This window comes from Amniculibacterium sp. G2-70, assembly GCF_014353055.1.
GTDB classification, from domain to species: domain Bacteria; phylum Bacteroidota; class Bacteroidia; order Flavobacteriales; family Weeksellaceae; genus Amniculibacterium; species Amniculibacterium aquaticum.
The window spans coordinates 582875-609005 of record NZ_CP060698.1 but is presented as its reverse complement, the minus strand read 5'-3'; the positions used below and the strand labels follow the sequence as shown (position 1 = coordinate 609005).

28 protein-coding genes and 1 tRNA gene are annotated in these 26131 nt (G+C 36.4%); 15 read left to right on the top strand and 14 right to left on the bottom strand.

Annotation, left to right across the window (positions count from 1 at the left end):
* The first annotated feature begins 55 nt into the window (after positions 1-55).
* The 4 genes from H9Q20_RS02835 to H9Q20_RS02820 all read left to right on the top strand — a co-directional run bounded on the left by H9Q20_RS02835 (position 56) and on the right by H9Q20_RS02820 (position 3486).
* Positions 56-589, top strand: a complete 534-nt coding sequence (locus H9Q20_RS02835; protein WP_124640619.1) for a thioredoxin family protein — start codon at positions 56-58, stop codon at positions 587-589.
* Positions 590-642: 53 nt separating this feature from the next.
* The gene (locus H9Q20_RS02830) at positions 643-930 is read left to right on the top strand and encodes a hypothetical protein (RefSeq protein WP_187478255.1); all 288 of its coding nucleotides are present in this window, start codon (positions 643-645) and stop codon (positions 928-930) included.
* A gap of 386 nt (positions 931-1316) precedes the next feature.
* Positions 1317-1859, top strand: a complete 543-nt coding sequence (locus H9Q20_RS02825) for a hypothetical protein (RefSeq protein ID WP_187478254.1) — start codon at positions 1317-1319, stop codon at positions 1857-1859.
* Between the two features lie 52 nt (positions 1860-1911).
* Positions 1912-3486 (top strand): S8 family serine peptidase, encoded by a 1575-nt coding sequence (locus H9Q20_RS02820; protein WP_124640621.1) that lies wholly within the window; start codon positions 1912-1914, stop codon positions 3484-3486.
* Positions 3487-3565: 79 nt separating this feature from the next.
* Here H9Q20_RS02820 and H9Q20_RS02815 read toward each other — a convergent pair whose 3' ends face one another.
* From H9Q20_RS02815 to H9Q20_RS02805, 3 genes are all read right to left on the bottom strand, one after another.
* Positions 3566-4603, bottom strand: a complete 1038-nt coding sequence (locus H9Q20_RS02815) for a glucosaminidase domain-containing protein (protein ID WP_124640622.1) — start codon at positions 4601-4603, stop codon at positions 3566-3568.
* Positions 4600-5511, bottom strand: coding sequence for a 1-aminocyclopropane-1-carboxylate deaminase/D-cysteine desulfhydrase (locus H9Q20_RS02810; RefSeq protein WP_124640623.1), 912 nt, complete (start codon positions 5509-5511; stop codon positions 4600-4602). Before H9Q20_RS02810 ends, H9Q20_RS02815 begins: the two co-directional genes overlap by 4 nt.
* 73 nt (positions 5512-5584) lie before the next feature.
* Positions 5585-5914 (bottom strand): hypothetical protein, encoded by a 330-nt coding sequence (locus H9Q20_RS02805; protein WP_187478253.1) that lies wholly within the window; start codon positions 5912-5914, stop codon positions 5585-5587.
* Between the two features lie 39 nt (positions 5915-5953).
* Between H9Q20_RS02805 and H9Q20_RS02800 the strand changes: the two genes are divergently transcribed.
* The gene (locus tag H9Q20_RS02800) at positions 5954-6130 is read left to right on the top strand and encodes a DUF5522 domain-containing protein (RefSeq protein WP_164472010.1); all 177 of its coding nucleotides are present in this window, start codon (positions 5954-5956) and stop codon (positions 6128-6130) included.
* A 4-nt stretch (positions 6131-6134) separates the two neighbouring features.
* Complete coding sequence (locus tag H9Q20_RS02795) at positions 6135-6665, top strand: DUF4136 domain-containing protein (RefSeq protein ID WP_124640625.1); 531 nt, start codon at positions 6135-6137, stop codon at positions 6663-6665.
* Between the two features lie 80 nt (positions 6666-6745).
* On the opposite strand, the gene H9Q20_RS02790 is transcribed toward H9Q20_RS02795, so the two are convergent.
* Positions 6746-6898, bottom strand: a complete 153-nt coding sequence (locus H9Q20_RS02790) for an FAM210 family protein (RefSeq protein WP_164472011.1) — start codon at positions 6896-6898, stop codon at positions 6746-6748.
* Positions 6899-7043: 145 nt separating this feature from the next.
* Between H9Q20_RS02790 and H9Q20_RS02785 the strand changes: the two genes are divergently transcribed.
* The 7 genes from H9Q20_RS02785 to H9Q20_RS02755 all read left to right on the top strand — a co-directional run bounded on the left by H9Q20_RS02785 (position 7044) and on the right by H9Q20_RS02755 (position 15763).
* Positions 7044-8594, top strand: a complete 1551-nt coding sequence (locus H9Q20_RS02785) for an aldehyde dehydrogenase family protein (protein ID WP_187478252.1) — start codon at positions 7044-7046, stop codon at positions 8592-8594.
* Between the two features lie 55 nt (positions 8595-8649).
* Positions 8650-9984 carry an L-lysine 6-transaminase gene (gene lat, locus H9Q20_RS02780; protein ID WP_187478251.1) on the top strand — a complete coding sequence of 445 codons (1335 nt, stop codon included), beginning with the start codon at positions 8650-8652 and terminating at the stop codon, positions 9982-9984.
* Between the two features lie 177 nt (positions 9985-10161).
* Entirely contained in the window at positions 10162-10896 is a 735-nt protein-coding gene (locus H9Q20_RS02775; protein WP_124640628.1) for a helix-turn-helix transcriptional regulator, read from the top strand.
* A gap of 97 nt (positions 10897-10993) precedes the next feature.
* Complete coding sequence (locus tag H9Q20_RS02770; RefSeq protein ID WP_124640629.1) at positions 10994-11884, top strand: DUF6607 family protein; 891 nt, start codon at positions 10994-10996, stop codon at positions 11882-11884.
* Between the two features lie 36 nt (positions 11885-11920).
* The gene (locus H9Q20_RS02765; RefSeq protein ID WP_262385565.1) at positions 11921-13993 is read left to right on the top strand and encodes a TonB-dependent receptor plug domain-containing protein; all 2073 of its coding nucleotides are present in this window, start codon (positions 11921-11923) and stop codon (positions 13991-13993) included.
* Between the two features lie 18 nt (positions 13994-14011).
* Positions 14012-14650 (top strand): HmuY family protein, encoded by a 639-nt coding sequence (locus tag H9Q20_RS02760; RefSeq protein WP_187478249.1) that lies wholly within the window; start codon positions 14012-14014, stop codon positions 14648-14650.
* A 99-nt stretch (positions 14651-14749) separates the two neighbouring features.
* Complete coding sequence (locus H9Q20_RS02755) at positions 14750-15763, top strand: sodium:calcium antiporter (protein ID WP_187478248.1); 1014 nt, start codon at positions 14750-14752, stop codon at positions 15761-15763.
* Positions 15764-15773: 10 nt separating this feature from the next.
* Here H9Q20_RS02755 and H9Q20_RS02750 read toward each other — a convergent pair whose 3' ends face one another.
* The 9 genes from H9Q20_RS02750 to H9Q20_RS02710 form a co-directional block, all read right to left on the bottom strand.
* On the bottom strand, positions 15774-16592 hold the full coding sequence (locus H9Q20_RS02750; protein WP_187478247.1) for an ion transporter: 819 nt from the start codon (positions 16590-16592) through the stop codon (positions 15774-15776).
* A gap of 42 nt (positions 16593-16634) precedes the next feature.
* Positions 16635-18260 (bottom strand): LIC_10190 family membrane protein, encoded by a 1626-nt coding sequence (locus tag H9Q20_RS02745; protein WP_187478246.1) that lies wholly within the window; start codon positions 18258-18260, stop codon positions 16635-16637.
* A 58-nt stretch (positions 18261-18318) separates the two neighbouring features.
* Positions 18319-18822, bottom strand: coding sequence for a hypothetical protein (locus H9Q20_RS02740; protein ID WP_187478245.1), 504 nt, complete (start codon positions 18820-18822; stop codon positions 18319-18321).
* Between the two features lie 65 nt (positions 18823-18887).
* Positions 18888-18958 (bottom strand) — tRNA-Cys (locus tag H9Q20_RS02735).
* A gap of 101 nt (positions 18959-19059) precedes the next feature.
* On the bottom strand, positions 19060-20415 hold the full coding sequence (locus tag H9Q20_RS02730; protein ID WP_187478244.1) for a DUF4403 family protein: 1356 nt from the start codon (positions 20413-20415) through the stop codon (positions 19060-19062).
* A 36-nt stretch (positions 20416-20451) separates the two neighbouring features.
* The gene (gene folB, locus H9Q20_RS02725) at positions 20452-20811 is read right to left on the bottom strand and encodes a dihydroneopterin aldolase (RefSeq protein WP_187478243.1); all 360 of its coding nucleotides are present in this window, start codon (positions 20809-20811) and stop codon (positions 20452-20454) included.
* 88 nt (positions 20812-20899) lie between these two features.
* Positions 20900-21916, bottom strand: a complete 1017-nt coding sequence (gene nadA / locus H9Q20_RS02720) for a quinolinate synthase NadA (RefSeq protein ID WP_187478242.1) — start codon at positions 21914-21916, stop codon at positions 20900-20902.
* 12 nt (positions 21917-21928) lie between these two features.
* Complete coding sequence (gene gmk / locus H9Q20_RS02715) at positions 21929-22498, bottom strand: guanylate kinase (protein ID WP_124640639.1); 570 nt, start codon at positions 22496-22498, stop codon at positions 21929-21931.
* A 2-nt stretch (positions 22499-22500) separates the two neighbouring features.
* The gene (locus tag H9Q20_RS02710) at positions 22501-23358 is read right to left on the bottom strand and encodes a YicC/YloC family endoribonuclease (protein WP_124640640.1); all 858 of its coding nucleotides are present in this window, start codon (positions 23356-23358) and stop codon (positions 22501-22503) included.
* A gap of 111 nt (positions 23359-23469) precedes the next feature.
* Between H9Q20_RS02710 and miaA the strand changes: the two genes are divergently transcribed.
* Together miaA and H9Q20_RS02700 are read left to right on the top strand one after the other, a co-directional pair.
* Positions 23470-24378 carry a tRNA (adenosine(37)-N6)-dimethylallyltransferase MiaA gene (miaA, locus tag H9Q20_RS02705; RefSeq protein WP_124640641.1) on the top strand — a complete coding sequence of 303 codons (909 nt, stop codon included), beginning with the start codon at positions 23470-23472 and terminating at the stop codon, positions 24376-24378.
* Between the two features lie 10 nt (positions 24379-24388).
* Positions 24389-24946, top strand: coding sequence for a thioredoxin family protein (locus H9Q20_RS02700; RefSeq protein ID WP_124640642.1), 558 nt, complete (start codon positions 24389-24391; stop codon positions 24944-24946).
* 91 nt (positions 24947-25037) lie between these two features.
* Here the strand turns inward: H9Q20_RS02700 and H9Q20_RS02695 are convergent, their stop codons facing one another.
* On the bottom strand, positions 25038-26123 hold the full coding sequence (locus H9Q20_RS02695; protein ID WP_187478241.1) for a PorV/PorQ family protein: 1086 nt from the start codon (positions 26121-26123) through the stop codon (positions 25038-25040).
* Between the last annotated feature and the right edge of the window lie 8 nt (positions 26124-26131).

The following is a 26131-nucleotide window of genomic DNA, read 5'->3' as shown; positions in this document are numbered from 1 at the left end:
TGGTACTGATTTTGATAAGCACAGGGGAGTACTTCAACTTATAATTTTTTATTGTATGAAAAAAATACTTTTTCTACCGATTTTTTTATTCTCTTTTTTGGCTTTTTCGCAAGTTAAATGGATGAATATGAACGAAGCTTTGAAACTTCAAAAAGAAAATAACAAGAAAATACTGATTGATTTTTATGCTACTTGGTGCGGTCCCTGCAAGATTATGGATAAAAAAACATACAACCACCCTGTGATCTCCAAGTACATCAACGAAAATTATTTACCGGTAAAATTTGATACCGAAGGCAAAGAAAATATCGAGTATCTGGGACAGTCCTTTGGAAATCCCAATGCCCAATTGCAAAATTCGAGAAACAAAGTGCACGAATTTGCAGAATATATGAATGTGGTTTCGGTTCCGGCTTTGGTTTTTTTAGATGAAAAAGCCCAACCCATAACGATTCTGAATGGATTGCTCACCGCAAAAGATTTGGAACCCTATTTGGAAATGTTTAATAAAGACGATTATAAAAAAATAAAATCCAAAGAACAGTGGGAGAATTATCAGAAAAAATTCAAATCGAAACTGAAGGACTAAATTAAATTTTTTAAGATTATATTTGGAGTTGTAAAGTGCAACTCCATTTTTTTATGTTACTAAATCGTCTGGATTATAAAACCTTTTTAAGAATCAACTTTCTTATTTTGGTTTTGAAAATTGTTTTCACATTGTTTTTTCAGAATAATTTTTCTGGATATGAAGATTGGAGCATCGCAAGAAACTTGGTGAACTTTGGTGAGTATTCAGAGATTAGAACCGTGGGACCTTCTGCAATGAAATTGCCCATTTATCCGTTGTTTTTGAGTTTTTTTCAGTATTTATTTGGTAGTTATGCTGCTAAATTAGCGGTTGTTGTACAACACATGCTGTTTTTTTAGTCCCCATCGGGATTGTGAAGATTTTAGAAATTTACAAACTTTCAAAGATCGGACTTATAGCTGGTTTTTTATTTCTATTTTCACCTGCCTATTTGTATTATTCAACCGTTTTAGAGGCTACAACCCTCTTTATATTTCTATGTGTTTTTTGGTTTTGGACTTGGAGCGGGTTTTATATTAATCATTTCTCAAAAACTGGACATTTTGTTTTTTTTGGTTCGCTAACGGCCTTACTTTTTCTAACTCAAGTTGTTGTGGTACCCATTGCATTGGTTCTCATTCTCTATTTAATTTTTAAAAGTAAATTTAATTTTAAGCAAGCTTTTGTCTTCGGAATTACACTTTTTTTCTGTTATTCGCCTTGGATTATAAGAAATTATGTTACTATGCATCAGTTTATACCGAGTAAAAATCCGTATTATCAGAATATTTTTGTTGGTTTTACAGAATCGAATGCAGTTATTTCTGAGCTGAAAATTTTTTCTTTAAAGAAAGAAGAGCAATTGTTTAAATATCGAGCTCAGGTCAGCGAAAAAAGAATGGAAGAAATTTACAAACAAGAGTTGGAGAAAAATGTTCCTACAGAATTATACCTGAAAAAAGCCTTTCAAAACACTGCCCTTTTGTGGTATGTTCCGCCGAGATATTTTTATGATAAGGATGTTAAAATAATAGTATTCAGAAAGATGTATGTTTTATTTCTCAATGCAATCTCATTGTTGTCAATGTTGATTATTTTTAAAAATAACAAAAAACTATTTGCATTTTTTACTCTTATTTTTATAGGTTTTACCATTCCTTATACGATTGGACATGCCAGTAACATTAGGTTTAAGCTGGATTTCGAATGGATACAATTAATTTTAATAGCTTTTTTCATAAACCATTTAATGTCCATTTATCACAAAAGGAAACCGAATAAGTTTTAACAAATTCGTGATTTCCTTTTTAAATTGTATTTTAGCCAAGTAAATTTGAAATATGAAAAAAATAATCTTAACTGCCGGGCTTTTGTCTATGGGACTTTTTGCTCAAGCTCAACAAAAAAACAATGTCGACTCTACCTTTCTAAAAAATTGGATGCACAGCGATCTGGAAGAAACCGGAGTGTACGGCGTGAATACCCTAAAAGCTAAAAAATTCTTAGAAGAAAAGAAAAGAAAAGCCAATCCTTTGGTGGTAGGTGTTTTGGATAGTGGTGTAGAATACTTTCACGAGGATCTGAAAAACAACATGTGGATCAATCCAAAAGAGAAAAAAGGGAACAATAAGGACGACGACAAAAACGGTTTTGTTGATGACCTGCACGGATGGAATTTCCTAACCGATAAAAATGGTAAAAACTACGCTCCGGACAGTTATGAACTGACCAGACAATACAAAAAATTGAATGATTTCTTTTCTGCAAACACCTCAGCTTCTGACCCTGCAAAGTACAAGGAATATCTGAAATTGAAGAAAGATTACTATACAACCATCTATAAATATGAGTTGAATACAGAACTTTCCAAAACCAGAATCAATTATATGACTCCAAGATTAGAGGCCTTGGATAAAGCTTTTGGAAATCAAACTTTAACAAAATCTTTGGTTGATAATTTTACTTCGGACAATGCAATGGCTTTGGAAGGTTTATTTATTTTTAAAGAAATGAAACCTGCCGATTGGGAAAATAAAAAAATAACCGATGTTACCGAAGCATACAAAAAGAAAATGAATGCCGCTTTGGATAATGCCCAAACCAGCTTGAAGTATGCGTATAACCTGAATTATAACCCTCAAGATGGTATCGGTAAAATCTACGGAAACAACGATGTGAAAGGTCTTTCTGACGATCACGGAACCCATGTCGCTGGGATTATTGCTGCTGAATGGGGCAACAACAAAGGCATGATGGGAACCGGAGGCGGAAACAACATCAAAATTATGGGAGTAAGAGTGGTTCCGGATGGTGACGAAAGAGATACCGATATCGCCAACGGAATTCGTTATGCCGTGGACAATGGTGCTAAAATCCTAAACATGTCTTTCGGAAAATCGTACGATGACAATCATAAAATTGTTGTTGATGCCTTCAAATATGCCGAATCTAAAAATGTTTTGATTGTAAAAGCAGCTGGAAACGATAATATGGATGTCGATGTCAATGTCAAGTATCCTTTAACTTTAATCAACGACAAACAGTACAGCCCGACCACGATTACTGTGGGTGCTAACACTCGTTTTAGCGATAATCTGAGAGCAAGATTTTCCAATTGGGGTAAAAAATCGGTAGATGTTTTTGGTCCTGGAACCGAAATTTATGCAACTTTCCCAGACGGAAAATATAAATTTTTGCAAGGAACTTCCATGGCTTCTCCAGCAGTTGCAGGTGTTGCAGCACTGGTTTGGTCTCACTATCCAAAGCTGAAAGCATCCGACATAAAAACCATCTTGATGGAATCGGTGAACAAGAATGAACAACTGAAAGACATTTCTGTTTCTGGCGGTGTGGTCGATGCCTACAAAGCCGTACAAAAAGCAGAAGATCTTTACAAACAAAGAAAATTAAAGTAATCAATTTTAATATATGTAAATAAAAAATCCGCCTTTCTGAAGAAGATAGGCGGATTTTGTTTTATAATTGAAAGCTGAATTAGCTTCTAGGTCTGCGATCTTGTAAATAAAGAACATCACCGGATTTAGGCTCTTCGCCAATACTCATTCTGTTTTTAGAATACAGTTTGTCCAATCGAATGCCGAATTTTTGTGCTATGGTATGCATGTTTTCGCCATTTTCCACAGTATAAGTAGCAATTCGGGCTTCTGTATTTTTAGGTTCTAGGAAAACGATAGAATTTTTAGCCACTTCTTGAAGGGTCGTTTCATTCCATTTCATGATTTTCCCTTCAGGGATACCGTACTTGCTGGCAATAAATCGGATGGTGGTATTTTCGGGCACAATAACATACTTCAATCCTCCGTTGGGATGGTTCTTGATGAGCATATCGTTCAGTGCTTCTACCTTAGATTTTATTTCTACAAATTGCGGTTTTTCATTAACTGCTGCCAAAGAGCTTGGAATATTTCTAGAGGTTTTTTCCTTTTTGTTGTCCAGCTGTGCCATAAAAGACGAGTCGTCTTTTAATCCTGGATATAACCTAAGAACGGTGTACAATACCTCTTTGGAAGTGGTGTTGTCAAATTCGTAAAGTTTGTATTTTTCAATTTTATTTAATAGAATGTATGCGTATTTTGGGTTGGTTGCATAACCCGCTTTTTTCAGTCCAAAAGCCCAAGCTCTATAATCTTTAGGATCCAATTGGAAAAGTGGGGCATAGTGTTTTCTTTCGACCAAAAACTTCGAATGATCTTCATACGACTCTCTGGGATTGTCATACACTCGGAAGCATTCGTTAGGGGCATCGTCGGTGTGTTTCATGGATTTCCCCGTCCAGGTTTCCTTGCATTTGATGCCGAAATGGTTATTGCCTTCTTGCGCCAATCTGCTTTGTCCGCCACCGGTTTCCAATAGACCTTGAGCCAAGGTGATGGAGGCCGGGATGTGGTATTTTTCCATTTCTTCTACCGCATAGGTAGCAAATTTTTGTATGTATTGTTCTTCAGTTTTCCAAGTCTGTGCTTGGTTTTTAGAAAGTATAAAAAAGCTTGTTATTGCTAAAAGTTTTTTCATATTTTACAATTTATGGTTAATCTATTTTGTTTAATAAGCATTTCATTAGCTCCAGAAATTCCTTGGAGACCTCCGGTATGAAAGGCCAATATTTTTGAATCTTTCGGGAAATAGTTCTGATCGATCAGTTCAAAAATTTTTTTCATCATTTTTCCAGTATAGACAGGATCCAACGGGATGTTGTATTTTTCTTGAAAATCATTGATAAAACGGATTAATTCATCATTTATTATTCCGTATCGTCCGTCGTGTGCATCCATCAGTACGAAATTTTCTTTTCCTGAAAGTTGGATAATTCTGTCGCATAAAGTAGGATCGTCTACCGCTTTGAAGCCAATGCTTTTCTGGTGTTCTTCACTGTATTTTACAATGCCAGAAAGCGTTCCGCCGGTTCCAACTGCGGTGCAAAGGTAATCAAAATATTTTGTTTCGTTATTTAGCATGTGTTGTATCCCGTTTACAGCCAATGAGTTGGTGCCGCCTTCAGGGACAATGAGAGCTTCGGGATATTCATTAGAAATGTCTTTTGAGAGAATTTCTTTATCTCGGTATTGGGTCCTGGTCACAAATCGAAAGTCCATTCCTTTTGTGTGAGCCAAACTCAATGTGGGGTTTTCTTGCCATTTGTCCACCAATTCTTCTCCACGAATAATTCCTAAAGAAGGAATATTGAGGTCGTTTGCAAGGGCTGCTGTAGCCGCAATATGATTGGAGAATGCACCACCAAAAGTAATAAGTTGTGGTTTTTTAGGATTTTGACTAAGATAGTTTTTGATGTTATAGAAAAGCTTCCAATATTTATTACCGGAAATCTCGGGGTGTATAAGATCTTCCCTTTTTATGAAGAGTTGTATGTTTTTGTTTACAAGAATTTCTGTAATAGGGATTATGGTACTTGGAATTTCCATGTAAACAAAGTTAATGATTTTTTATTTTGAACCTCAAGGTTTTTAACTTTTTTTAGAGTGTTTAACACAGAAGTTAATTAAAATATCGTAAAAAACTCCAAAATTTTCTTTTTTTTAGATAATCCAAATCGTCTTCGTTGTCATAAGCTTCCCTTTCAAACGAAATTTTTTTATAGGCTCCGTAACGGGACTTTAGTTTGTATGACCAATAATAATATTCGATGATGTACCACAAATAAAAGAAAACAATCAGCAATTCTAATTGTTGTTTTAGATGTATTTTTTCGTGATTGACCAAAGTTTTATCCTCTTGAAATTCTGGATTTTTCAAAATAATAAAAGGGAAGAGAGCAATACCATTAATTTTTGTATTTTTGAGAAGCTTTTGGCACACAATTATCATAAAACAAAAGTAAGAAAGTATTTGATTAGTATTTAACTCATGGCAAAAATTGATATCAAAGAAGGTGAGGACTTTTATTATAACGAACAAGGATATAAGGTCTTTACAGAGAAATACCACCTAAAAAGAGGATATTGTTGCAAAAATGGATGCAAACATTGTCCTTATGGATACGATAAAAAAACAGATTCCTTTAAAAAAGATTTAAAAAAATAGAATTATGAAAAAATATGCAATTGCAATCTTAGCTTCATTAACATTGGGACTGACCTCGTGTACGCCTTTTAATGTGAAAACCGATTATGCAGAAACCGTAAATTTTGTTCAGTACAAATCCTATAAATTAAGAATCAACGATTTGCAACTGAATGACATCGACAAAGATAGAGTGTTGAACGAAGTTTCCAAACAACTGCAAGCCAAAGGTTTGGTAGTAGCGGATCACCCGGATTTGATAGTTAATGTCAAAGCCAACCACAAAAAAGTTAAAGATATTAATGTGGATAGACCGTATGGCATGTACGGTTGGGGCGGACCTTTTGGTTGGGGCATTGGCATGAGCCGTACTTGGACAAGCAATTACAACGAAGGTGCTTTAATCATCGATTTGATCGATGCACAGTCTCAGAAACTGGTTTGGCAAGGTGTAGGAAGCGGTATTTCCGTAGATTCACCAAAATCGAAACAACGACAGATTCCGGAAATAGTTTCAGAAATCATGAAAAATTATCCTCCACAAAAATCGAAATAAATCGTATAAATCTCAAAAAGCCGTTTGAAACTCCACTTTCAAACGGCTTTTTTTATGATTTTTTGATTTATCACTGGCTCTTAGATGTTAACACAACCTTTAATGCTTTCGGCTCCGTAATAAAAGATGACCAACCAAACCAAACCTTTAATGGTGAAGAAAGCCAATCCTGCCCATCCCACTCTTTTAAACCATTTTTTCAACTTCGAATGGTCTTCTTGATTATGATTCATGAATGTAAACTTTTTTTGAAAATTCAAATTTAATGATTTTCTTTTGAAATAGGGGTATCGTTAAAACTTTCTTAAATCATCAAATGGTTTTTTGCTATTTTCCGAATAATACATATCTTTAACGACCTTATGAATTAACAGCATTATGACAAATACAACTCAAGATTTCGGAATAGAAATCGCCTTGAAAAATTTAGGAATTGGTAAAGAAAACCTCGGAGTTTCTTCCGGCAAAGGATATTTCGCAAATGGCGAATGGATAGAATCCTATTCTCCTACGGACGGAAGCCTCATTGCAACCATTAAGTCCGGCTCGGTAGAAGATTATAGACAAGTTATAGAAAAAGCAAAAGCCGCTTTCAAGGAATTTAGAACCATACCTGCTCCCAAAAGAGGAGAATTGGTAAGACAATTTGGACAAAAACTTAGAGCATACAAAGACGATTTGGGGAAATTGGTTTCCTACGAAATGGGCAAATCCCTACAAGAAGGTTATGGCGAGGTACAAGAAATGATAGACATTTGTGATTTTGCCGTTGGACTTTCCAGACAATTGCACGGATATACCATGCATTCCGAAAGACCGGGACACAGAATGTACGAGCAATATCACCCCTTAGGAATTGTGGGAGTGATCTCAGCTTTTAATTTCCCTGTTGCCGTTTGGTCTTGGAATACCGCTTTGGCTTGGATCTGTGGAAATGTTACCGTTTGGAAACCATCCGAAAAAGTGGGACTTTGCGCCATCGCTTGTCAAAATATCATCAACGAAGTATTAGCAGAAAACAACATGCCCGAAGGAATTTCGTCCATGATTGTTGGCGATCATCAAATCGGTGAAGTTTTGGTCGAAGACAAAAACATCCCTTTGGTTTCTTTTACCGGATCGACCAAAGTAGGTCGAATGGTCTCTTCGAAAGTGGCAGAAAGATTCGGGAAATCCATTTTGGAATTGGGAGGTAACAATGCCATCATCATCACCGAAAATGCAGATTTGGACATGTCCATCATAGGTGCCGTTTTTGGTGCTGTAGGTACTGCAGGCCAACGATGCACCACCACCAGAAGACTTATCATTCACGAATCGGTGTACGATGAGGTGAAAAACCGTTTGGTTAAAGCCTATTCTCAAATTAAAATTGGCAATCCACTGGATCAAAACAATCATGTTGGGCCTCTGATTGATCAATTGGCGGTGAATCAATATTTAGAATCCATTGAGAATTGCAAAGCCGAAGGTGGAAAATTTGTGGTCGAAGGCGGTGTTCTTACCGGTGACCAGTATCAATCCGGTTGCTATGTAAAACCGTGTATTGCCGAGGTTGAAAACCATTATAAAGTAGTTCAACACGAAACTTTTGCTCCTATTTTGTATTTAATCAAATATAAAACTTTGGATGAAGCCATTGAACTTCAAAATGCAGTGCCTCAAGGATTGAGCTCAGCAATTATGACCAATAATCTTCGCGAAGCCGAAATGTTCCTTTCCCATTCCGGATCCGACTGTGGTATAGCTAATGTAAACATCGGAACTTCTGGTGCCGAAATCGGAGGTGCTTTTGGCGGCGAAAAAGAAACCGGCGGTGGTCGAGAGTCCGGATCTGATGTTTGGAAATATTACATGAGAAGACAGACCAATACCATAAATTATACAACGCAACTTCCTTTGGCACAAGGGATCAAGTTTGACTTGTAAAACCATTAACCACCAAATAATTTCAAAATAACTAACATCAACAAAAAATAATAATATGAATAACGCAATAGCTGAACAACCCTTAGCAACCAATAAAGTCAAACAGATACTTTCCAAACACATCCTGGCCGACGGCTTTGATTTTGTAATGGATTTTGAAAAATCTCACGGATCATGGATTTACGATAAAATAAGCAATACCGAATATTTGGATATGTTTTCCATGTTTGCATCGGCATCCATAGGCTACAACCATCCGTATTTGCTGACAAAAACGGAATGGTTGGGCAAAATGGCGATCAACAAACCGACTTTGGCCGATGTCTATTCCGATGAGTATGCCCAATTTATGGAGGTTTTCGAGAGGGTAGCCATCCCAAAAGAATTGCAGTACGCATTCTTTATTTCCGGAGGAACTCTGGCGGTAGAAAATGCGATGAAGGCCTGTTTCGATTGGAAAACCAGAAAGAATTTTGAAAAAGGACTGAAACAAGAAGGCGAAATTTGCATCCATTTCAAACAAGCTTTCCACGGGAGAAGCGGTTATACTTTGAGTTTGACCAATACTTCAGATCCTAGAAAGTACCAGTATTTTCCAAAGTTTGACTGGCCAAGAATCATAAATCCGAAACTGCATTTTCCAATTACCGAAGAAAATTTGGAAGAAACCATGAAGCAAGAACGATTGGCATTATTGCACATCGAAGAAGCCATAGTTACCCATCCGGACAAGGTGGCGTGCATCATTATTGAGCCGATACAAGCCGAAGGTGGGGACAACCATTTCCGTGATGAGTTTTTTGTTGAACTCAGAAAAATCTGTGACGATAACGAAGTGCTTCTTATTTTTGATGAAGTGCAAACCGGTATCGGTATGACCGGTAAAATGTGGGGTTTCCAACATTTTTCAGTAGTTCCGGATGTTATTTCTTTTGGTAAGAAAACACAAGTTTGTGGTATTTTGGCCAATAAAGAAAAATTTGATGAAGTCGAGCACCATGTTTTTGTTGAAAGTTCCAGAATCAATTCTACATTTGGAGGAGATTTTATCGATTTTTGTAGATTTCAGTTGATATTGGAAGTGATTGAAAAAGAAAATTTGGTTGAAAATTCTAAAGTTTTGGGCGATTATCTTTTAGAGAAATTAAAGGGACTTTGTGCCAAATATCCAAGTGTACTTTCTGCTGCAAGAGGCCGAGGATTGATGTGTGCTGTGGATTTGCCGGACAGTGATTTAAGGGATAAACTAAGAGATTTATTGTACCAAGATCATTTGATTATACTCAGTTGTGGTGACCAATCCATCCGTTTCCGTCCGCATCTGAATGTGACAAAAGAAGAGTTGGATCTGGCTTTAGAAAAGATGGATGCCGCTATTAAAAAGTTGTAAGAAGAATTATTATCTAATTTAAAACGCGAAGGATTTTTTCCCTCGCGTTTATTTTTTCCCGATTTCTAAAATTTATGAAGATGGAAACTAAAGTTTTTATTGATATCTTTGCGCTTATTTAAAATTAATCTAAATAAAAATAGTATTTTTTTTAATAAAGAATAACATTAAAAAGCAGTGCATAAATTGGAAATCATCACTCAGAAAATAACCTATCACTTTGAAGTTTTATATTCTGAAAAGTCAAAATGTACGGTATCCGTTGTAGATGGCATGGTAAGTTTGTGTTACCATTTGTCTTCTGATGATTGTTTTTACAAATTGGACGACAGAGGATATTTGTTTCATTTTTTAATTCATAAATCGTATTTTGAAAAGTACGATGACTTTGTATTGAATGAAGTTTCTTTATCCAGCATTTGCATTCTTACCCAGACCCGACTTTATGAGCTGACCCAATGCAATTTAGAGGGCTCCGAAAGAAAAGTGTATATAGAAAGTTTAATTTTATTTCTTATCGTTCAACTCAATAAAAAACAATCGGACAATTGTAATACTTGCAATGTACTAAGAAAAAGGCTGAAAGAAGATCGTATAGAAACGGCAAAAAACTATATTTTAAAAAACATTTCGGATTCTTTAACCATTTCCACAATAGCTTCTGCAGTGGGTACCAACGATTGCTATCTGAAAGAAGGTTTCAAAGCCTATACCGGAAAAACCATTTTTGAATTCATCCAAGAACATCGAATGCTTTTGGCTCAATGTCTGTTGCAAAATTCTCAGAAAAGCATTCAAGAAATTGCCATAGAGGTAGGATATTCGTCCATCAGCAGTTTTAGTCAGTCCTTTAAAAAGTATTTTGGGATGAGTCCTAAGGTCTATTCTCAGAAAAATTTTTCGAATTTCTAAAGTCTTTTTTTCCGATAACTAATTTTATTTCTCCATTAAGGGAATACTTTTGTCGCGTTAAATTTATTTATAATTAATCTAAATAAAAATTATTAAAATGAAGAAAGTCACATTGATGTTGGCATTAGGAGTAGCCGTATCGGTAGGAGCGCAAAAATTGGAAGACCAAAAAGCCATCAAATCCATGTGTGGATGCTATGAAGTGAAATTTAATTTTGCTGAAACTTTTAAGTATTCCAAAGATTTGGAAAATTATGTCCCTTCCATGGACAAACACGAAACCGCTTTGGAATGGGTACAAGCAATTGAAGATCAACCTCAGAAAATTTCATTACAGCATCTTTTGCTGGTCGGAAACAACACGGTAATCAAACATTGGAGACAGGATTGGTTGTTTCAAAACACCAAATTGTACGATTATAATGGATTTAACGATTGGAAGGTGGTTAACCTAAAACCCAGTGATGTAAAAGGACAATGGACTCAAAAGGTATATGAAGTCAGTGACGAACCTCGTTACGAAGCCAGTGCCAGTTGGGCCAATGTAGATGGAAGAACCTTCTGGAACAGTACTGCCAACGCTCCATTGCCAAGAAGAGAGTACACCAAAAGAGACGATTATAATATTACCCTAAGAAACAATACCCAAGAAATAACCAAAAACGGCTGGATCCACGACCAAGACAATAAAAAAATCATCAGAAGTGCCGAGGGTAAAGATGTCGTTTTGGCCGAAGAAAAAGGCTACAACACCTACACAAAAGTGGCTGACGAAAAATGTAAAGTAGCCCAAGAATGGTGGGCTAAAAACCAAGATTTTTGGAAAAAAGTCCGTGCAAAATGGCAGGTGGAATTTGACAAAAATCAAAACATTAAATTAAAAAATATGGTGAATGACCAACCCTTGTTTGTTCATCTTTCAAAGTTAAAAACAAACGCATCGCAGGAAGAAATCAACACGATAATTGACCTTTTCATTATTAGATAATTTTTTCAATTTATTTACTTTCTATTTAACAAATAAATGATGAAATCTCAATTTCCAAGCTTGATATTTGGGTTTTTGGTTGTATTTTCTACAGCCAAAGCCCAAATGAAAAGCGATAGTTTGAACGCTCAATCCATAGACGAAATCATCATTACCGGGACCAAAACCAAAAGAGCCATGACCTCTTTGCCAATGCCTGTACAACTCATTACCAGAGATCAAATTTTACAATCAGGTTCGAGTCGGTTGAATGAAATTTTACAAGAACAAACAGGATTGATCACCGTGCCGGATTTTGGTGGTGGCGAAGGCCTACAAATGCAAGGTTTGGATGCCGCTTACACCATGATTTTGATTGATGGGCAACCTCTTTTTGGAAGGTCCGCCGGGACTTTGGATCTCAGTCGGATTACGGTGAACAACATCGAGAGGATAGAAATTATCAAAGGAGCATCGTCTTGTCTTTATGGTTCTGAAGCTTTAGCGGGGGTTATCAACATCATTACCCAAGATCCCAAATCAACGAATAAGATCCAAGGAAAACTTAATTACAAATTGGCTTCTTTCTATACCCACGATCTGTCCACGGTTTTAGAGTATGGAAAAGAAAATTTTAAAATTGAACTTTTTGGGAATTATTTTGCTACAAAAGGCTATAATTTATCAGATAATTCATATTTGCAAACGGTTGAGCCGTATCAGAATTTCACCATTCAACCCAAATTAAAACTAAAACTTTCAGAAAATTGGAAACTTTCGACAAGCACTCGAATTTTTGGTCAAAATCAGGATTACAAATCTGAGGTTGATGGCGAAAAACTTTTAGGAAAATCTAAAATTAATGAGTGGAACCAGTCCTTCATCATCAACCAAAAATGGGGTGAACATGTAAAGTTGGACTATGATTTTTATATAACTCGTTACCAATCGCATGAGTTTTTGAATCATTCGGACGGTCGTTTGTTCGAGGAAAATAATTTTAATCAATTGTTTTTTAGGCCGGAAATTCGGTCTGCAATATCGTTTAACAAAAATTTGTTGAGCTTGGGTCTCGGGATGAATCTAGAATCGCTCGATAGAACTTATTTTGATGATAAAATTAATCTGAATACCAAATATTTATACGGTCAGTTCGAGTGGTTCTTGAGCAAAAAATGGAATTTTTTGGGTGGTTTTCGTTTGGATCATTTTCAGAATCAAACGCAGTTTAGTCCAAAAGTTGGGTTTAATTATCAATGGAATGAAAATTTTTCTCTGAAAGCAACAGTTGGCGCGGGATACAAAGTTCCGGATCTTCGACAGTTGTATTTTGACTTCACCAATTCGGCCATCGGATACACCATTTTGGGATACAATGTTGCCGAAGAAAAACTGAAAATATTGGAAAATCAAGGTCAATTGTTATCCCTAGTTCCCATTGATTTTTCGAGCCCACTAAAGCCAGAACAATCGATGAATTATAATTTTGGAATGTTATACAAGAAAAACAGGTGGACTTTAGACGCTAATTTTTTCTACAATGACATTAAGAATTTAATTGATACCAAAGTCGTTGCACAAAGAACCAACGGTCAGAATGTGTTTTCCTATTTCAATATCAATAAAATTATCACCTACGGAACAGAGCTGAATCTGGGTTATAAATTCAGTTCAAATCTTAAATTATCTTTAGGCTATCAATATCTGATAGCAAAAGACAAGTCGGTGATGGATGCTTTGGAACAAGGAGAGATATACACCAGAGATCCGGAAACCTTAGAGTCATTCAAATTGAAAAAGAAAGAATATTTCGGACTTTATAACCGATCCAAACATACCGCAAATGTTAAGGTTGAATACAGGATACCAGCACTAAAAACGACCATCAATGCAAGGGTGTTTTATAGATCCAAGTACGGATTGTTGGATACCAATGGCAACGATATTTTGGATCGTTACGATGATTTTGTAAAAGCGTATACGACAACCAATATTTCCGTGTCTAAAGATTTTATTCATGGATTTCAGTTACAAGCCGGAGTGGTTAATCTTTTTGATTATACCGACAAAAATAACATTTCCAATTTGCCAGGAAGGCAACTTTTTGGAAGGATCAATTTTCAATTTTAAAAAAATTAAAACAATATTATGAGTACACAAACTATTAAAAATTTATCATTGAGCCTTATGGCCATGCTATTAACCTTTTCTTGCTCTAGATCTTCTGATAATGAAGGTGTTAAATCGGAATCGACGGTGCTGACAACGGTGACCCACAAAAATATTCATGCTCCACAATCCGGTGGACAGGGGCAACCTGTAAGTGGAGAATTTACAAAATTTAGTTTTTCAGCCAATGCCGTGGTTACCAATGACCAATGGGATGTAGCATTCAGAGGGACTTCCATAGTCATAAATGGGGGCACTGCAATCGGACTTGCCAACGAACCTACGAGAACAGGAAATGCTTCAGTAAGCATGGTGAGCAGTACTTTGGATGCACTAAAAGCCATTCCTGCTGCTTCTACCTTTAAGCAAGATGCTGCCAATACCTATGCCATCCCGACAGGAAGCGGAAACGGGTGGTACAACTACAATCCTACCAATCACATGATTTCTCCTGTCCCGGGGAAAATATTCGTTGTGAAAACACACGACGGTAAGTATGTGAAATTCGAAATAATTAGTTTTTATAAAGACGCTCCGGCAAGTCCAGATCCTTTGACAATGCCATCTAACTACTATTCTTTACGGTTTGTGATGACCTCACAAAGTAGTGGATTTTAAGTGTATCATTAATTTACTTTTTTCAAATGCATCCGAGTTGTTTACAATTCGGATGTTTTTTTTTGAATTTTATTGTACTTTTAGTATAAAATTTTCAGCATGGATTTCCAACTTACAATCACTCAAAATATTGTTTTGTTTCTTTTTTCGGCAGTACTCATTTGGTTTTTTTGCAATAAACTGTCCACAATTGTCGATTTTATTGATGACGAATTTCATCTAGGAGCCGCATTTGGTGGTACCATCATGCTGGCAATAGTAACCAACCTTCCCGAAATAGCCATTGCAATAAACGGTGCTGTTAAAGGTACAATCGATGTGGCGGTAGGTAATGTTTTGGGCGGCATTGCCATTCAGTCGGCCCTATTGATTTTGTTTGATTTTGCATCCAGAAAACACGATAAAAAACCTCTCTCCACACTTACCAGCTCAGAAACAGGACTGTTGCAAGGTCTTTTTTTGGTAGGCATTTTGTGTATGGTCATGGTGGGGAAACAATTTCCTGAAAATTTTATTTTTTCCAGAACCACACCTCCCGAATTGTTGATTGTTGCCTTGTGGATTGCCAGTATTTTGGCCATGAAAAAATTTCAAAAATTCAATCCCAAAACTCCGATTGTGGAAGTTAAAAAAACGACGAAACTCAATAAGAAATCTGCCGTGATAGGACTGTTATTCATCTCAATGATTGTATTGATTTTTGGGGTGGTTTTAGAAAATACCAGTTCGGCAATAGCTTCGTATTATAAAATAGACGGGGTGATATTTGGGGCAACCGTACTGGCTTTGGTGACTTCATTACCGGAGATTTCTGGTGGTTTGGCTTTTGTGAAAAACAAATCGTACACGCCCATTATCGATGATATTTTTGGTGGAAATGCCTTTTTGCCCACTTTGTTTTTGCCCATGATTTGGATCACCAATTCGGCTATTTTACCCAAAACCCAATCGGTCAATCTTTATTTAACTGCAGTAGCAATGCTTATTACACTCATTTACATTATAGGGATGGTCATCAAATCCAGGAAACGATATTTCGGAATGGGAGTCGATTCTTGGGTGGCTTTGCTCATCTATTCGCTTTCCGTTATTGGATTGTTTTTTATAGCATAGCAACAGTAGTTTAAAATTTTTTACCACAATTTTTACAAAAATTTGCATCTTCTTCATTGTTAGCATCGCATTGTGAACAGTGTCTTTTGTTCATGCTGTGTCTAAATTCTGAAGTCATAATCCCCGTAGGAACCGCAATGATGCTATAACCTGCCAGCATGATGATGATGGACAAAAACTTGCCCAATGGTGTAGACGGTGAGACATCTCCATAACCTACCGTAGTAATGGTTACCGTTGCCCAATAGATGCTTTGTGGTATGCTTTCGAAACCGTTTTTTCCTTCTTCAACCACATACATAATCGATCCCATTAAAATTATGAAAACCGCGATGAACAAAAGGAAAATATAAATTTTTCTGGATGAATTTTTCAGTGCCGAAACAATGTATCGTCCATCGTGCATGTAATCGGCAAGGTTGAAAATTCTGAAAATCCTGAGCATTCTGAGCATCCTGATGATCACGAAATAATGCAAAACAGGGAAAAATAAACTCAAATAAAAAGGTATGATGGAAAGGAAATCGATAATCCCAAAAGGCGAAAGGATATACTCTCGTTTGTCTTTTATGGAAAAAATTCTTAAAAAATATTCTATGGTGAAGAGTATCGTAATTAGAAATTCGATGATGAAAAAAGCTTTGTGATACTTGATGTCCAAAGAAGGTACAGTCTCCAACATGACCAATCCCGTACTGATGATGATAAGCACCAACAAGGTGATGTCAAAGATTTTTCCGGCTTTGGTGTTGGCAAAATAAATCGTTCTGTAGATTTTCTTTAAAGTTGGATTTTTTACCGGTCGCAAATCGTATTCGGGCTTTATCATCAATACAAAATTTGGGGCTAAGATACTGAATAATATACGATTTTAAGGCTTTTTGATGTGAAGCAAAATTTGGTTCAGATGCATCATTTCTTCACGGTTCAGTTTCTTCCAAACAAAGCCACTTTTTAATCCGTTTCCGTTCAATTGTGGAAAAATTCCTGCATCATAATATTCCTGAATGTATGCTGTAGAAATAGACGGTACGGGGGTGTCGAAATTGTAGGGGTAGTCTTTAGAAACATGAAAAGTTAAATTTCCGAGGCTAAAAGTTTGGTAATTTTTCAGTTCAAAATAAACCGGATGCAAAAGTTGATCTTTTTCGAATCCTGTTAAAAAATAGCCCAATTTGAACGATGGAATCTGGGTTTGTATGATCTTTGGAAAAGATAAAATCAGAAAAATAAATACAGAGCACAGTCCCATTATTACGGTGGATGTTTTTTTGCTAATGGTATTTTGAAATAATAGATAGAATATCACAAAATACAGTTCTAAAAAGAAACGGTACTGTGCAGAAAATGCCAATACAAAAATGGTTTTTATCAGAATGCAGATGTACAAAATCCACATGATTTTCTTTTTTTGTTTAATTGTAAATAAGGTAAATAGAACCAAACTCAGCATAAACAATAGATGAATTTTGGATTTTATACCTTCCAAGAACAACCAGTTTTTTATCTTTTCTGTAAAAGTGAATTTTTGTATTTCCTGAAAACTGAATTGCATGTCAAAAGTTTTTTCTACAGCCACTTTAGCCGATGTTTTCATGATTTCGCTATTGGGTTTCCAACTGAAGTTTAAATCTAAAAAATCGATTGGAAAAATGGGATAACCAAAACAATATAGATTTTTCACGAGAAATAAAATCAAAATAAATGTTCCAGGAAGTATGAATTTGAAATGAGATTTTAGAATGAAAAATCCATAAAAAAATGCAAACAGTGGCAACCAGATTACCGTTGGTTTTATGCTGAAAACCCAAATGGATAGGGCGAAAATTAGGGTTGCGTTTTTGTTTTTGTCTAGAAATTCATTTAACAATAGCAAAGAAAATGCAAGTACTGGAAGATCTGGACTTGGCGATTGTATAAAGAGAAATAAAAACGGTAAGAAAACCATGTGTGTCCATGATTTTTTCTCGAAAATATAGAAAATATAGACCAATAAAACCAAACCGTTGATGCGCAAATAGAGATCCGAAATATGGCTGAAGCCGGCTTGGAAAATGTGCCAAATGGACATTTGACCCAAGATCAAATCCAAATTGCCGATTCCTTTGACCAAGCCAATTTTTGAAATCCAATTTATGGAGGGAACATAATATCCAAAATGATCCAGAATAAAAGGGTAGAAGCTGGAGAACAAACAGACTAAAAAGAGGGTGAAATAAAATAAAATATTTTGGTTTTTAAGGAAATTCCACCCTTCTTTCCACATTTTGTTTAGATATAAAGAAGCATATCCCAACAGCAAAGTGCTTATTTCTACATAAATATTTAGCGGAATGAAAAATGAAAGCACCGTCCAGACCAGCGATGTCGCAACAATACCCAACACGATTTTTGAGCTGATTCCGGGATATAAAGTTCCGAATTTTAGGCTCACAACATGACCAATCCCCAGAAGGCAAGGGATCAATAGGATAAAGGAAAAGAGTTGATAGGCCATAAAAAAAAGAATGTTTAAAAATAAACATTCTTTTTTAGGATTAAAAATTTTTAATCTTTTATCTTAATTTGTTCAATGCTCTTTGCGCATCGTCAACTTCATTTTGAAGTTTTTTGATGGTTATTTTTTGCTTAGAGATTTTACTTTTTGCTTTGTCGATATCAATAGGACTTAATTTTCCTTTGGAGATGTCCTTTTCAAGTTTAACCTCCATATCGGTAAGCCTTTCGGTTTCTTTACTTAGTTTTTTGGTGTATTTATCGAAGTTGTTCTTTGCCTTTTCCGTTTTTCTAATGGCTTTTTCGCTCTCTCGTTTTGCTTTTTCAAGTTTCTTTTCAGCTTTTCGCCTTTCTTTTTCAGCTTTTTCTAATTTTCTTTGTGCTTCTTTTTTTTCTTTTTCAATCTTTTTTTCAGCTTCTAATCTTTTTTTAGCCAATTCTTCTTCAGAAATACTATTTAATTTGTTTTGAGTGCTGTCAATAACCGTTTGTGTGGTTGTTATTTGAGCATTGAAATTTGAAAATGCTAAAGTGCAAAGTCCGATAAAAAATAATTTTCTCATTTGTCCGTGTTTTAAAATGATGATAAATAGAATAAAAAAAGCATCCATATTCTGAATGCTTTTTGAGGTGCCTAGCGGATTCGAACCGCTGTAGATGGTGTTGCAGACCACTGCCTAGCCGCTCGGCCAAAGCACCGTTTTTCTTTATGGGTGCAAATATAATAAGTTTTTGCACATTAAAAAAATATTTTTCAAGATTTAATTTTTATTTTTTTTCTGATTTTATTAGGGTTTGTCCTAATCTTTTGTGTTGTTGAGGGTTAGCTTAAGCTCGGCTTCTGTTTTTACCAAAACCATGATGTTGCTTTCTGTTAAATCGATCTCATTGGGTTGAATGGAATACACCGTTCCCGACATCAAAAGTCCGTTCGGATAGCTTTTGTTGAAGCTTTCTTCAATGGATTTTTTAGCATTGTTCTCCATTTCATCCGTAGGGATGCCGTACTCTTGCTCGATGGTATTGATGATTTTACTTTTGAATAACAGGGATGCTGTTTTGTGTAAAATATTGTGGGTTTTCAACTTGAATTTTGTATCCGTCAGTACAATTTTTCTTTTTTCAGCATCGTATTTTGGGAGTCCTCTGATCAGGATTTTACCGTTTATTGCCCCTTCGGTATCGGCATCAATCGTGATTTTATCGTTTTCATTTTTTACAGAAATAGCAGTGATTTTTATTTTGTCGTTTCTAAAGTCAAATTCTTTGTTCAGGAATTGCTTTTCGGCGATGGCATTGGCTTCTGTAATTGGGATTTGTGCTGTGGTCATCAATTGGAATTTTTTGTTCGGAATGTCGGCTAATTCCAGAGGCGAAAGTGTTTTGATTGCAGGGTTTTCACTCGGTTTTTCACCTACGAAAGTTTCAGAAATTAGGTTGATTCCGATGGTGGTTTGTATCTCGTCTTTGTAAAATTTTAACGGCGAAAGATTAATTTTTTGTGGGCTAACTTTCAGCCAAGTGTTGTATTCTTTATTGATCAGCATGGGTTGTTGAAAAGAATTCCAAGCCTCCAAAATATTTTTTTGAAAGTTCAGTTCTTTGCCCATTTGCATATCGATGGTAGAGCAGATTTTTTCTTGTTCTTTTTTCAAACTTTTTTCAACCAATGGTGTAATGGGAATTTTTACTGAACCAAAATCCAAGACGGGTTTTTGCACCCATTTGTATCCATTGGCCTTGGTTTTTGTAGCAATACCCCAGTTTTTTGTTAGGATAATGTCGGTGTTGAAGTACATCACAGTTTCAAACGAGGTGGATTGATAATGATAGACTCCTAAAGTTCCGATTCCTTTTTCGGCCCATATTTTAAGAGGAACTTCCACCAGAAAATTTTGCGCAGTTCCCGCAACCAGACGGATGTTTCGGGTTTTCCAAACTTTTATTTTGAATTGGTCGTTGTCGTTGTCCAAATAAGAATTGTCTTCGTACAAAAGATCTTTAGTATTGTTGTTTATAATTTTATTGAGCTCCACCAATGGAATTCGCATCGGGATGTTCAGGCTGGAAGCTACTTTTGGAAAGGTCTTGTTGGTCCATTGCCCAAAGGCAAAAGAATAACTTAACAAAAATGAAACGACTAATTTTTTAAGCATGAAATAATTGTTGTTGATGTTGGACAAGCAAAAATACTACCACGATTGTTCCAACTCTACAGAAACACCTTTCATTTCGCCTTTCATCGGTGGGTTGGTCTTTGTGATTTTTATCTTGATGAAGGTGATGTTTCCGAATTTTTCATGAATTTTTCTCAAAATTCTTCCGGCGACATGCTCCAACAATTGCGAGTTGATTTCCATTTCTTGATGAAGGATTTCATTGACCTCGGCATAATTAATGGTGTCATTCAGATCATCGCTTTCACTGGCTTTCCAAAGATCGGCATGCAATTCTAAATTGATCAGATAATAAGTGCCAATTTTATTTTCCTCTTCCAAAATTCCATGGTAGGCGTATATTTTTTTGTCTTCGATGATGATTTTTGAAGTCATAATTTTTCTGGGTATAAGTTTGAATTTTTGTTTAAAAAAGCCTTTCAGAAGATTTCCAAAAGGCTTTCAATTTTATTCTAAAGAAGGATTATTTTATATTTTTACTAAGATCCATCATGTATTCGATAGGTTTCAGAGCTTTCAGTCTTAGGTCTTCATCCATCGTGATTTCAGGAAGTTCGTATTTTAGACAAAGATAGAGTTTCTCCATTGTATTTCTCTTCATGAAGAAACATTCGGAGCAGTTGCAACTTTCGTCAAAAACCAATGCTGGGATCAGGGTTTTCTGTGGTGCTCTCTTTTGCATTTCGTGTAGAATACCTTCTTCTGTAGCCACAATAAATTTTTGACAGTCGTCTTTTTCAACATAATTCAACAATGCAGAGGTCGATCCTACAAAATGAGCCAAGTCCAATACTGGAGTTTCGCTCTCCGGGTGGGCAATTAATTTTGCATCCGGATTATCGGCCAATTGTTGAGCTATTCTTTCCATAGAAAAAGCTTCGTGAACGATACAGCTACCGTCCCAAAGTATCATGTCTCTTCCGGTTTTTTTCATAAGATAGCGGCCTAAATTTTTATCGGGTGCAAAAATAATAGGTCGGTCTGTTGGCAATGCATTGATGATCACTTCTGCATTGGAGCTGGTCACAATCACATCGCTTTCGGCTTTGGTTTCGGCGTTGCAGTTGATGTAGGTTGCCACAAGAGCTCCTGGATGTTGCTCACGCATTTTCCTAAGTCCTTCGCCACTGCAATTATCGGCCAAAGAACAACCGGCCAAAGTATCCGGAAGAACCACTTTTTTACTTGGATTAAGGATTTTTGCAGCTTCTGCCATGAAATGTACACCACAAAATGCAATCATATCGGCCTCGGTTTCTTTGGCTTGTCTTGCCAATTGTAAAGAATCTCCCAAGAAATCTGCGATATCTTGGATTTCTGCCGGTTGATAAAAGTGCGCCAAGATCACTGCATTTTTTTCTTTTTTTAGATCCAATATGGCTTGTTTTAGCTCTTCACCTTGAGGGATGATCAGGTCTTTGATGTCCAAGAAACCCTTTACCGGTAGGTTGGATTTTGCTGTATTTATAGTTTCGTTCATGATTTTTATAAATTAATGACGGGTAAATATAAAGTTTTTTATAATCGCTTCCACTTCTTTTTTAGCATCGTCTAAGATGGTATTGGTAACGATCGTGTCAAATTGATCTTGGTGCGAAATTTCTTCAGATGCTTTTGCGACACGGGTTTTTATGGTTTCGGCATCGTCGGTTCCTCTGTGGATCAGTCTTCTTTCCAATTCTTCAATGGACGGTGGCATGATGAAAATGGAACAAGCTTTGTCTCCAAAATATTTTTTTAGAGCAATACCTCCTTTGACATCCACATCAAAAATTACCGTCTTATTGTGGCTCCATATTCTTTCGACTTCGGATTTCAGGGTTCCATAATATTTGTCGGTATAGACTTCTTCAAATTCAACAAAGGCATCTTCGGTAATTTTTTTTCTGAACTCAGCTGGACTGATGAAATAATAGTCTTTTCCGTTGATTTCTTCGCCTCTTGGAGATCGTGTCGTGCAGGAAATGGAAAATTCCAATTCGGAAATGCAGTCCAAACTGTGTTTTACCAAAGTGGTTTTGCCGCTTCCCGAAGGTGCCGAAAATATGATGACTTTTCCCATTTTTACAAGATGTTTAGGGTTTGTTCTTTAATTTTTTCCAATTCGTCTTTCATCACAACGACCAATTTTTGGATGTCGGAATGGTTGGCTTTGGATCCCAAAGTGTTGATTTCTCTTCCGATTTCTTGGGCAATGAAACCTAATTTTTTTCCACAAAAATCTTCGTTTTTCATGACTTCGGAATAGTAATTTAGATGCTGTGTCAGGCGTACTTTTTCTTCAGAAATGTCCAATTTTTCGGTATAATAAGCCAATTCTTGATAGAAACGGGTTTCGTCTATGTTTTCAAATTCGCTCAGTGTTTTTTGGTAGCGTTCTTTTACATTGGCCAATCGTATTTCTTCAAAAGGAATCACTTGTTGCAAGGCTTGGCTGATGTTTTGGATGTTTTTAGACAATTCCAACTGCAAAGTTTTACCTTCAATTTGTCTAAATTCAATGAATTTTTCTACCGCTTCATCAATACTAGAAATTAAGAATGCCCATTCTGTCTCTTGCAATTCTTCCGGTCTTGTCGAGATGGCTTCAGGAAAACGGATGGCCATCTTTAGGTATTCAAAATCAGGTCCATCGTTGCTGATGCTCTTTAACTCGTTGATGTACGAATTTACCAAATCTTTATTGATCTTTACATCGTTGCTGTCTTCAATGGTTTCTACATTGATGTAGCAATCGACCTTGCCACGAAGGATTTTGTCGCTAAGACTTTTACGGATGTCAAATTCTTTTTCTTTGTATCTGACCGGAACGCGGAGGTTCAGATCCATGCTTTTGCTGTTCAAAGACTTTATTTCTACAACAATTTTTTTACCTTCAAAAGTATTTTCGCTTCTTCCGAAGCCGGTCATGGATAGGAGCATAGTATTTTGCTAAAAAATTGATGCAAAGATAAGGAATTGTAAGATATTTTTATCCTTTTTATTCTTTAAGACCGACAGAGGATTCAGATTTTTTTAACGAAATTTGCCCGCATGAAAACTCTAATCTCCATTGTCGGTACAACAGGAATTGGCAAAACCAAGCTGGCCATCGATTTGGCAAAACACTTTTCTACCGAAATTATCTCTTGCGATTCCAGACAGTTTTTTAGAAAAATGGAAATCGGTACAGCGGCTCCTACAGCTGAAGAGTTGGCTCAAGTTCCTCATCATTTTGTAGGAAATCTTGATGTGACCGATGACTATTCCATTGGGAGATTCGAAACGGATGCCCTTGCAAAATTGGACGAATTGTTTGTTAAATTTCCTGTTGTGGTAATGGTGGGCGGAAGCATGATGTACGAAAAAGCCCTGATTTCCGGACTGAACGATTTGCCAGAAGCCAATGAAGAAAATCAAGATAAGTTACAATCCATTTGGGACGAACAAGGTTTGGAAGGCTTGCAAACGATACTAAAGAATTTGGATGAAGCATATTACCAAAAAGTAGATCTGGAAAACCCCAGAAGATTGCTCCGTGCCATTGATGTATCGTGGCAAACCGGAAAAAAATACAGCGACTTGATAGAAGAGCCCAAAGCAAAACGAGATTTTTCTGTCATCCGAATTGGAATAGAAGCGCCTAGAGAAATTATTTATGAAAGAATCAACAAAAGGGTCGATATGATGTTGGAAAAAGGATTGTTGGATGAAGTGAAAGCCTTGGTAGATTTTCAAAAACTTGTAGCTTTAAATACCGTTGGATATTCGGAAATTTTTAAATTTTTGAACCACGAATGGTCATTAGAATTTGCTGTGCAAGAAGTGAAAAAGAACTCCAGACGCTTTGCCAAAAGGCAATTGACTTGGTACAGAAAAGAAACGGATATTAATTGGGTCAACTATCAAAATTCATTACAAGAATCCTTATCTTTGCTCAAGAAATTAAATTATTCATTATAAAATAAATTTTATGGCAAATACACCTTCCAATATGTTGGCATTGGGCACAAAAGCACCGTTTTTCGAACTTCCGAATCCTTCCAAAATGGGAGAATTGCAATCCTTGGAAGAATTGAAAGGAGAAAAAGCCACTTTGGTTGTCTTTATGTGCAACCATTGTCCTTTCGTACTGCACATCATTGATAAATTAAATGAATTGTATGAAGATTATAACGAAAGAGGAATAGAATTTATCGCAATCAACTCCAACGATGTCGAAAAATATCCGGCCGACGCCCCCGATAAAATGATTGAGTTTCAAATCGAAAAAAGATTTGATTTTCCGTACCTCTTTGATGAAAGCCAAGCCGTAGCCAAAGCATACGATGCAGCTTGTACTCCGGATTTTTATTTCTTTGATGAAAAGCTGGATCTAATCTATCGTGGTCAGATGGACGACTCAAGACCTGGAAACAATAAAGAAATTACGGGTGAAGATTTGATCATCGCTTTCGAAAATCTTTTGAGCGGAGAGGCTCAAGAAGAGTTTCAAAAACCTAGCATGGGTTGCAACATCAAGTGGAAATAATCCTCGTTCCAAATCATATAAACATATAAAAAGCCGGAGATTTCCGGCTTTTTTGCATTGGGTTTTGCTTATTTTATTTGGCAGGGCAATTTTATTTTGATCGGAAAACGCTCATGTCCAATTTTAAAGAAAAGAAATTTGAAAAATAATTGGACGCTCCAATTCCGCTGTTGGATATGGCGTAATCCAACTCTAAACCTTTGTATTTTATACCGATACCACCGCTGGGTTGGAAAGATACTTTTCTGCTGAGATCCTCAATATCTGTGATGGACTGAAAACGATTGACTCCCAAACGGACAAAAATCATTTTTTGATAGGCCAATTCGGCGCCTGCATACGGTGTGATGCTCGCAAAGCTGGTAGAAATCACCGCTGCTGTTTTCGCAAAATCGACATTGATGCCGACCTCCGGTAAAAGTTCTAAATCTCTATTGATTTCAAAATTTTTACTCATACCGGCATTCAGTTTTGGCATGGTCAGTTCCATTTTATCTTTTGGAGCCGGGTTGAATTCTTCACCGTTTACAATGGTCGATAGTTCTTTTTGATTGACATTCCAAAAGTTGACCGTAGTCAGGACATCTTTTACCGTGATGCCATAATTCCATTCGTTATCCGATTGGTACAAAGCACCCACATCAAATCCGAAACCGAAACCGTTGGCAAATTTTCCTACATTTCTGTAAATTAATTTGGCATTAACCCCCACATTAAGGTTTTGGCTGCCGCCAGGACTAAAGGCGTAAGAGAAAATCCCGGCATAATCCGCTTGTGAAAATTTTGTAATTTTGTCGTAGTCTATATTTCCTTCTGGATCAATCATTTGAGTGGTGTTCAGGATGTTATCTACACCCAAACGGATAAGGGAAATCCCGATAACACCGTTTCCGTTGTCCAAAGGTTTGGCAAAAGAAAGATAATCGTATTTGGCAATGCTTTCAAAATATTCGGCATGCATGGCTGCACCTTGCCAATCTTTTTCAATAAAATTGAGACCTGCCGGATTCCACATGGGAGCATAGACATCGTTTTGGTTGGAGATTACGGCTCCACCCATGGCGATACCTCTAGCGCCAGCACCGATATTTAGAAATTCATTGGAATATTTTCTGATAATTTGTGCATTTGCAAAAATTTGTGAAAAAACAAAGATTCCCGCAATTATTTTTTTCATATTCATCT

What these genes read in the sequence shown, in the direction of transcription:
- H9Q20_RS02820 (WP_124640621.1), top strand. Translation starts at nt 1,912, where the DNA reads ATGAAAAAAATAATCTTAACTGCCGGGCTTTTGTCTATGGGACTTTTT.
- gmk (WP_124640639.1), bottom strand. Translation starts at nt 22,498, where the DNA reads ATGGGAAAAGTCATCATATTTTCGGCACCTTCGGGAAGCGGCAAAACC.
- H9Q20_RS02830 (WP_187478255.1), top strand. Translation starts at nt 643, where the DNA reads ATGTTACTAAATCGTCTGGATTATAAAACCTTTTTAAGAATCAACTTT.
- H9Q20_RS02795 (WP_124640625.1), top strand. Translation starts at nt 6,135, where the DNA reads ATGAAAAAATATGCAATTGCAATCTTAGCTTCATTAACATTGGGACTG.
- H9Q20_RS02700 (WP_124640642.1), top strand. Translation starts at nt 24,389, where the DNA reads ATGGCAAATACACCTTCCAATATGTTGGCATTGGGCACAAAAGCACCG.
- H9Q20_RS02755 (WP_187478248.1), top strand. Translation starts at nt 14,750, where the DNA reads ATGGATTTCCAACTTACAATCACTCAAAATATTGTTTTGTTTCTTTTT.
- H9Q20_RS02800 (WP_164472010.1), top strand. Translation starts at nt 5,954, where the DNA reads ATGGCAAAAATTGATATCAAAGAAGGTGAGGACTTTTATTATAACGAA.
- H9Q20_RS02740 (WP_187478245.1), bottom strand. Translation starts at nt 18,822, where the DNA reads ATGAGAAAATTATTTTTTATCGGACTTTGCACTTTAGCATTTTCAAAT.
- H9Q20_RS02810 (WP_124640623.1), bottom strand. Translation starts at nt 5,511, where the DNA reads ATGGAAATTCCAAGTACCATAATCCCTATTACAGAAATTCTTGTAAAC.
- H9Q20_RS02790 (WP_164472011.1), bottom strand. Translation starts at nt 6,898, where the DNA reads ATGAATCATAATCAAGAAGACCATTCGAAGTTGAAAAAATGGTTTAAA.
- H9Q20_RS02835 (WP_124640619.1), top strand. Translation starts at nt 56, where the DNA reads ATGAAAAAAATACTTTTTCTACCGATTTTTTTATTCTCTTTTTTGGCT.
- miaA (WP_124640641.1), top strand. Translation starts at nt 23,470, where the DNA reads ATGAAAACTCTAATCTCCATTGTCGGTACAACAGGAATTGGCAAAACC.
- H9Q20_RS02765 (WP_262385565.1), top strand. Translation starts at nt 11,921, where the DNA reads ATGATGAAATCTCAATTTCCAAGCTTGATATTTGGGTTTTTGGTTGTA.
- H9Q20_RS02760 (WP_187478249.1), top strand. Translation starts at nt 14,012, where the DNA reads ATGAGTACACAAACTATTAAAAATTTATCATTGAGCCTTATGGCCATG.
- H9Q20_RS02730 (WP_187478244.1), bottom strand. Translation starts at nt 20,415, where the DNA reads ATGCTTAAAAAATTAGTCGTTTCATTTTTGTTAAGTTATTCTTTTGCC.
- nadA (WP_187478242.1), bottom strand. Translation starts at nt 21,916, where the DNA reads ATGAACGAAACTATAAATACAGCAAAATCCAACCTACCGGTAAAGGGT.
- H9Q20_RS02785 (WP_187478252.1), top strand. Translation starts at nt 7,044, where the DNA reads ATGACAAATACAACTCAAGATTTCGGAATAGAAATCGCCTTGAAAAAT.
- H9Q20_RS02745 (WP_187478246.1), bottom strand. Translation starts at nt 18,260, where the DNA reads ATGGCCTATCAACTCTTTTCCTTTATCCTATTGATCCCTTGCCTTCTG.
- lat (WP_187478251.1), top strand. Translation starts at nt 8,650, where the DNA reads ATGAATAACGCAATAGCTGAACAACCCTTAGCAACCAATAAAGTCAAA.
- H9Q20_RS02770 (WP_124640629.1), top strand. Translation starts at nt 10,994, where the DNA reads ATGAAGAAAGTCACATTGATGTTGGCATTAGGAGTAGCCGTATCGGTA.
- H9Q20_RS02710 (WP_124640640.1), bottom strand. Translation starts at nt 23,358, where the DNA reads ATGCTCCTATCCATGACCGGCTTCGGAAGAAGCGAAAATACTTTTGAA.
- H9Q20_RS02825 (WP_187478254.1), top strand. Translation starts at nt 1,317, where the DNA reads ATGCATCAGTTTATACCGAGTAAAAATCCGTATTATCAGAATATTTTT.
- H9Q20_RS02750 (WP_187478247.1), bottom strand. Translation starts at nt 16,592, where the DNA reads ATGATAAAGCCCGAATACGATTTGCGACCGGTAAAAAATCCAACTTTA.
- H9Q20_RS02805 (WP_187478253.1), bottom strand. Translation starts at nt 5,914, where the DNA reads ATGATAATTGTGTGCCAAAAGCTTCTCAAAAATACAAAAATTAATGGT.
- folB (WP_187478243.1), bottom strand. Translation starts at nt 20,811, where the DNA reads ATGACTTCAAAAATCATCATCGAAGACAAAAAAATATACGCCTACCAT.
- H9Q20_RS02695 (WP_187478241.1), bottom strand. Translation starts at nt 26,123, where the DNA reads ATGAAAAAAATAATTGCGGGAATCTTTGTTTTTTCACAAATTTTTGCA.
- H9Q20_RS02815 (WP_124640622.1), bottom strand. Translation starts at nt 4,603, where the DNA reads ATGAAAAAACTTTTAGCAATAACAAGCTTTTTTATACTTTCTAAAAAC.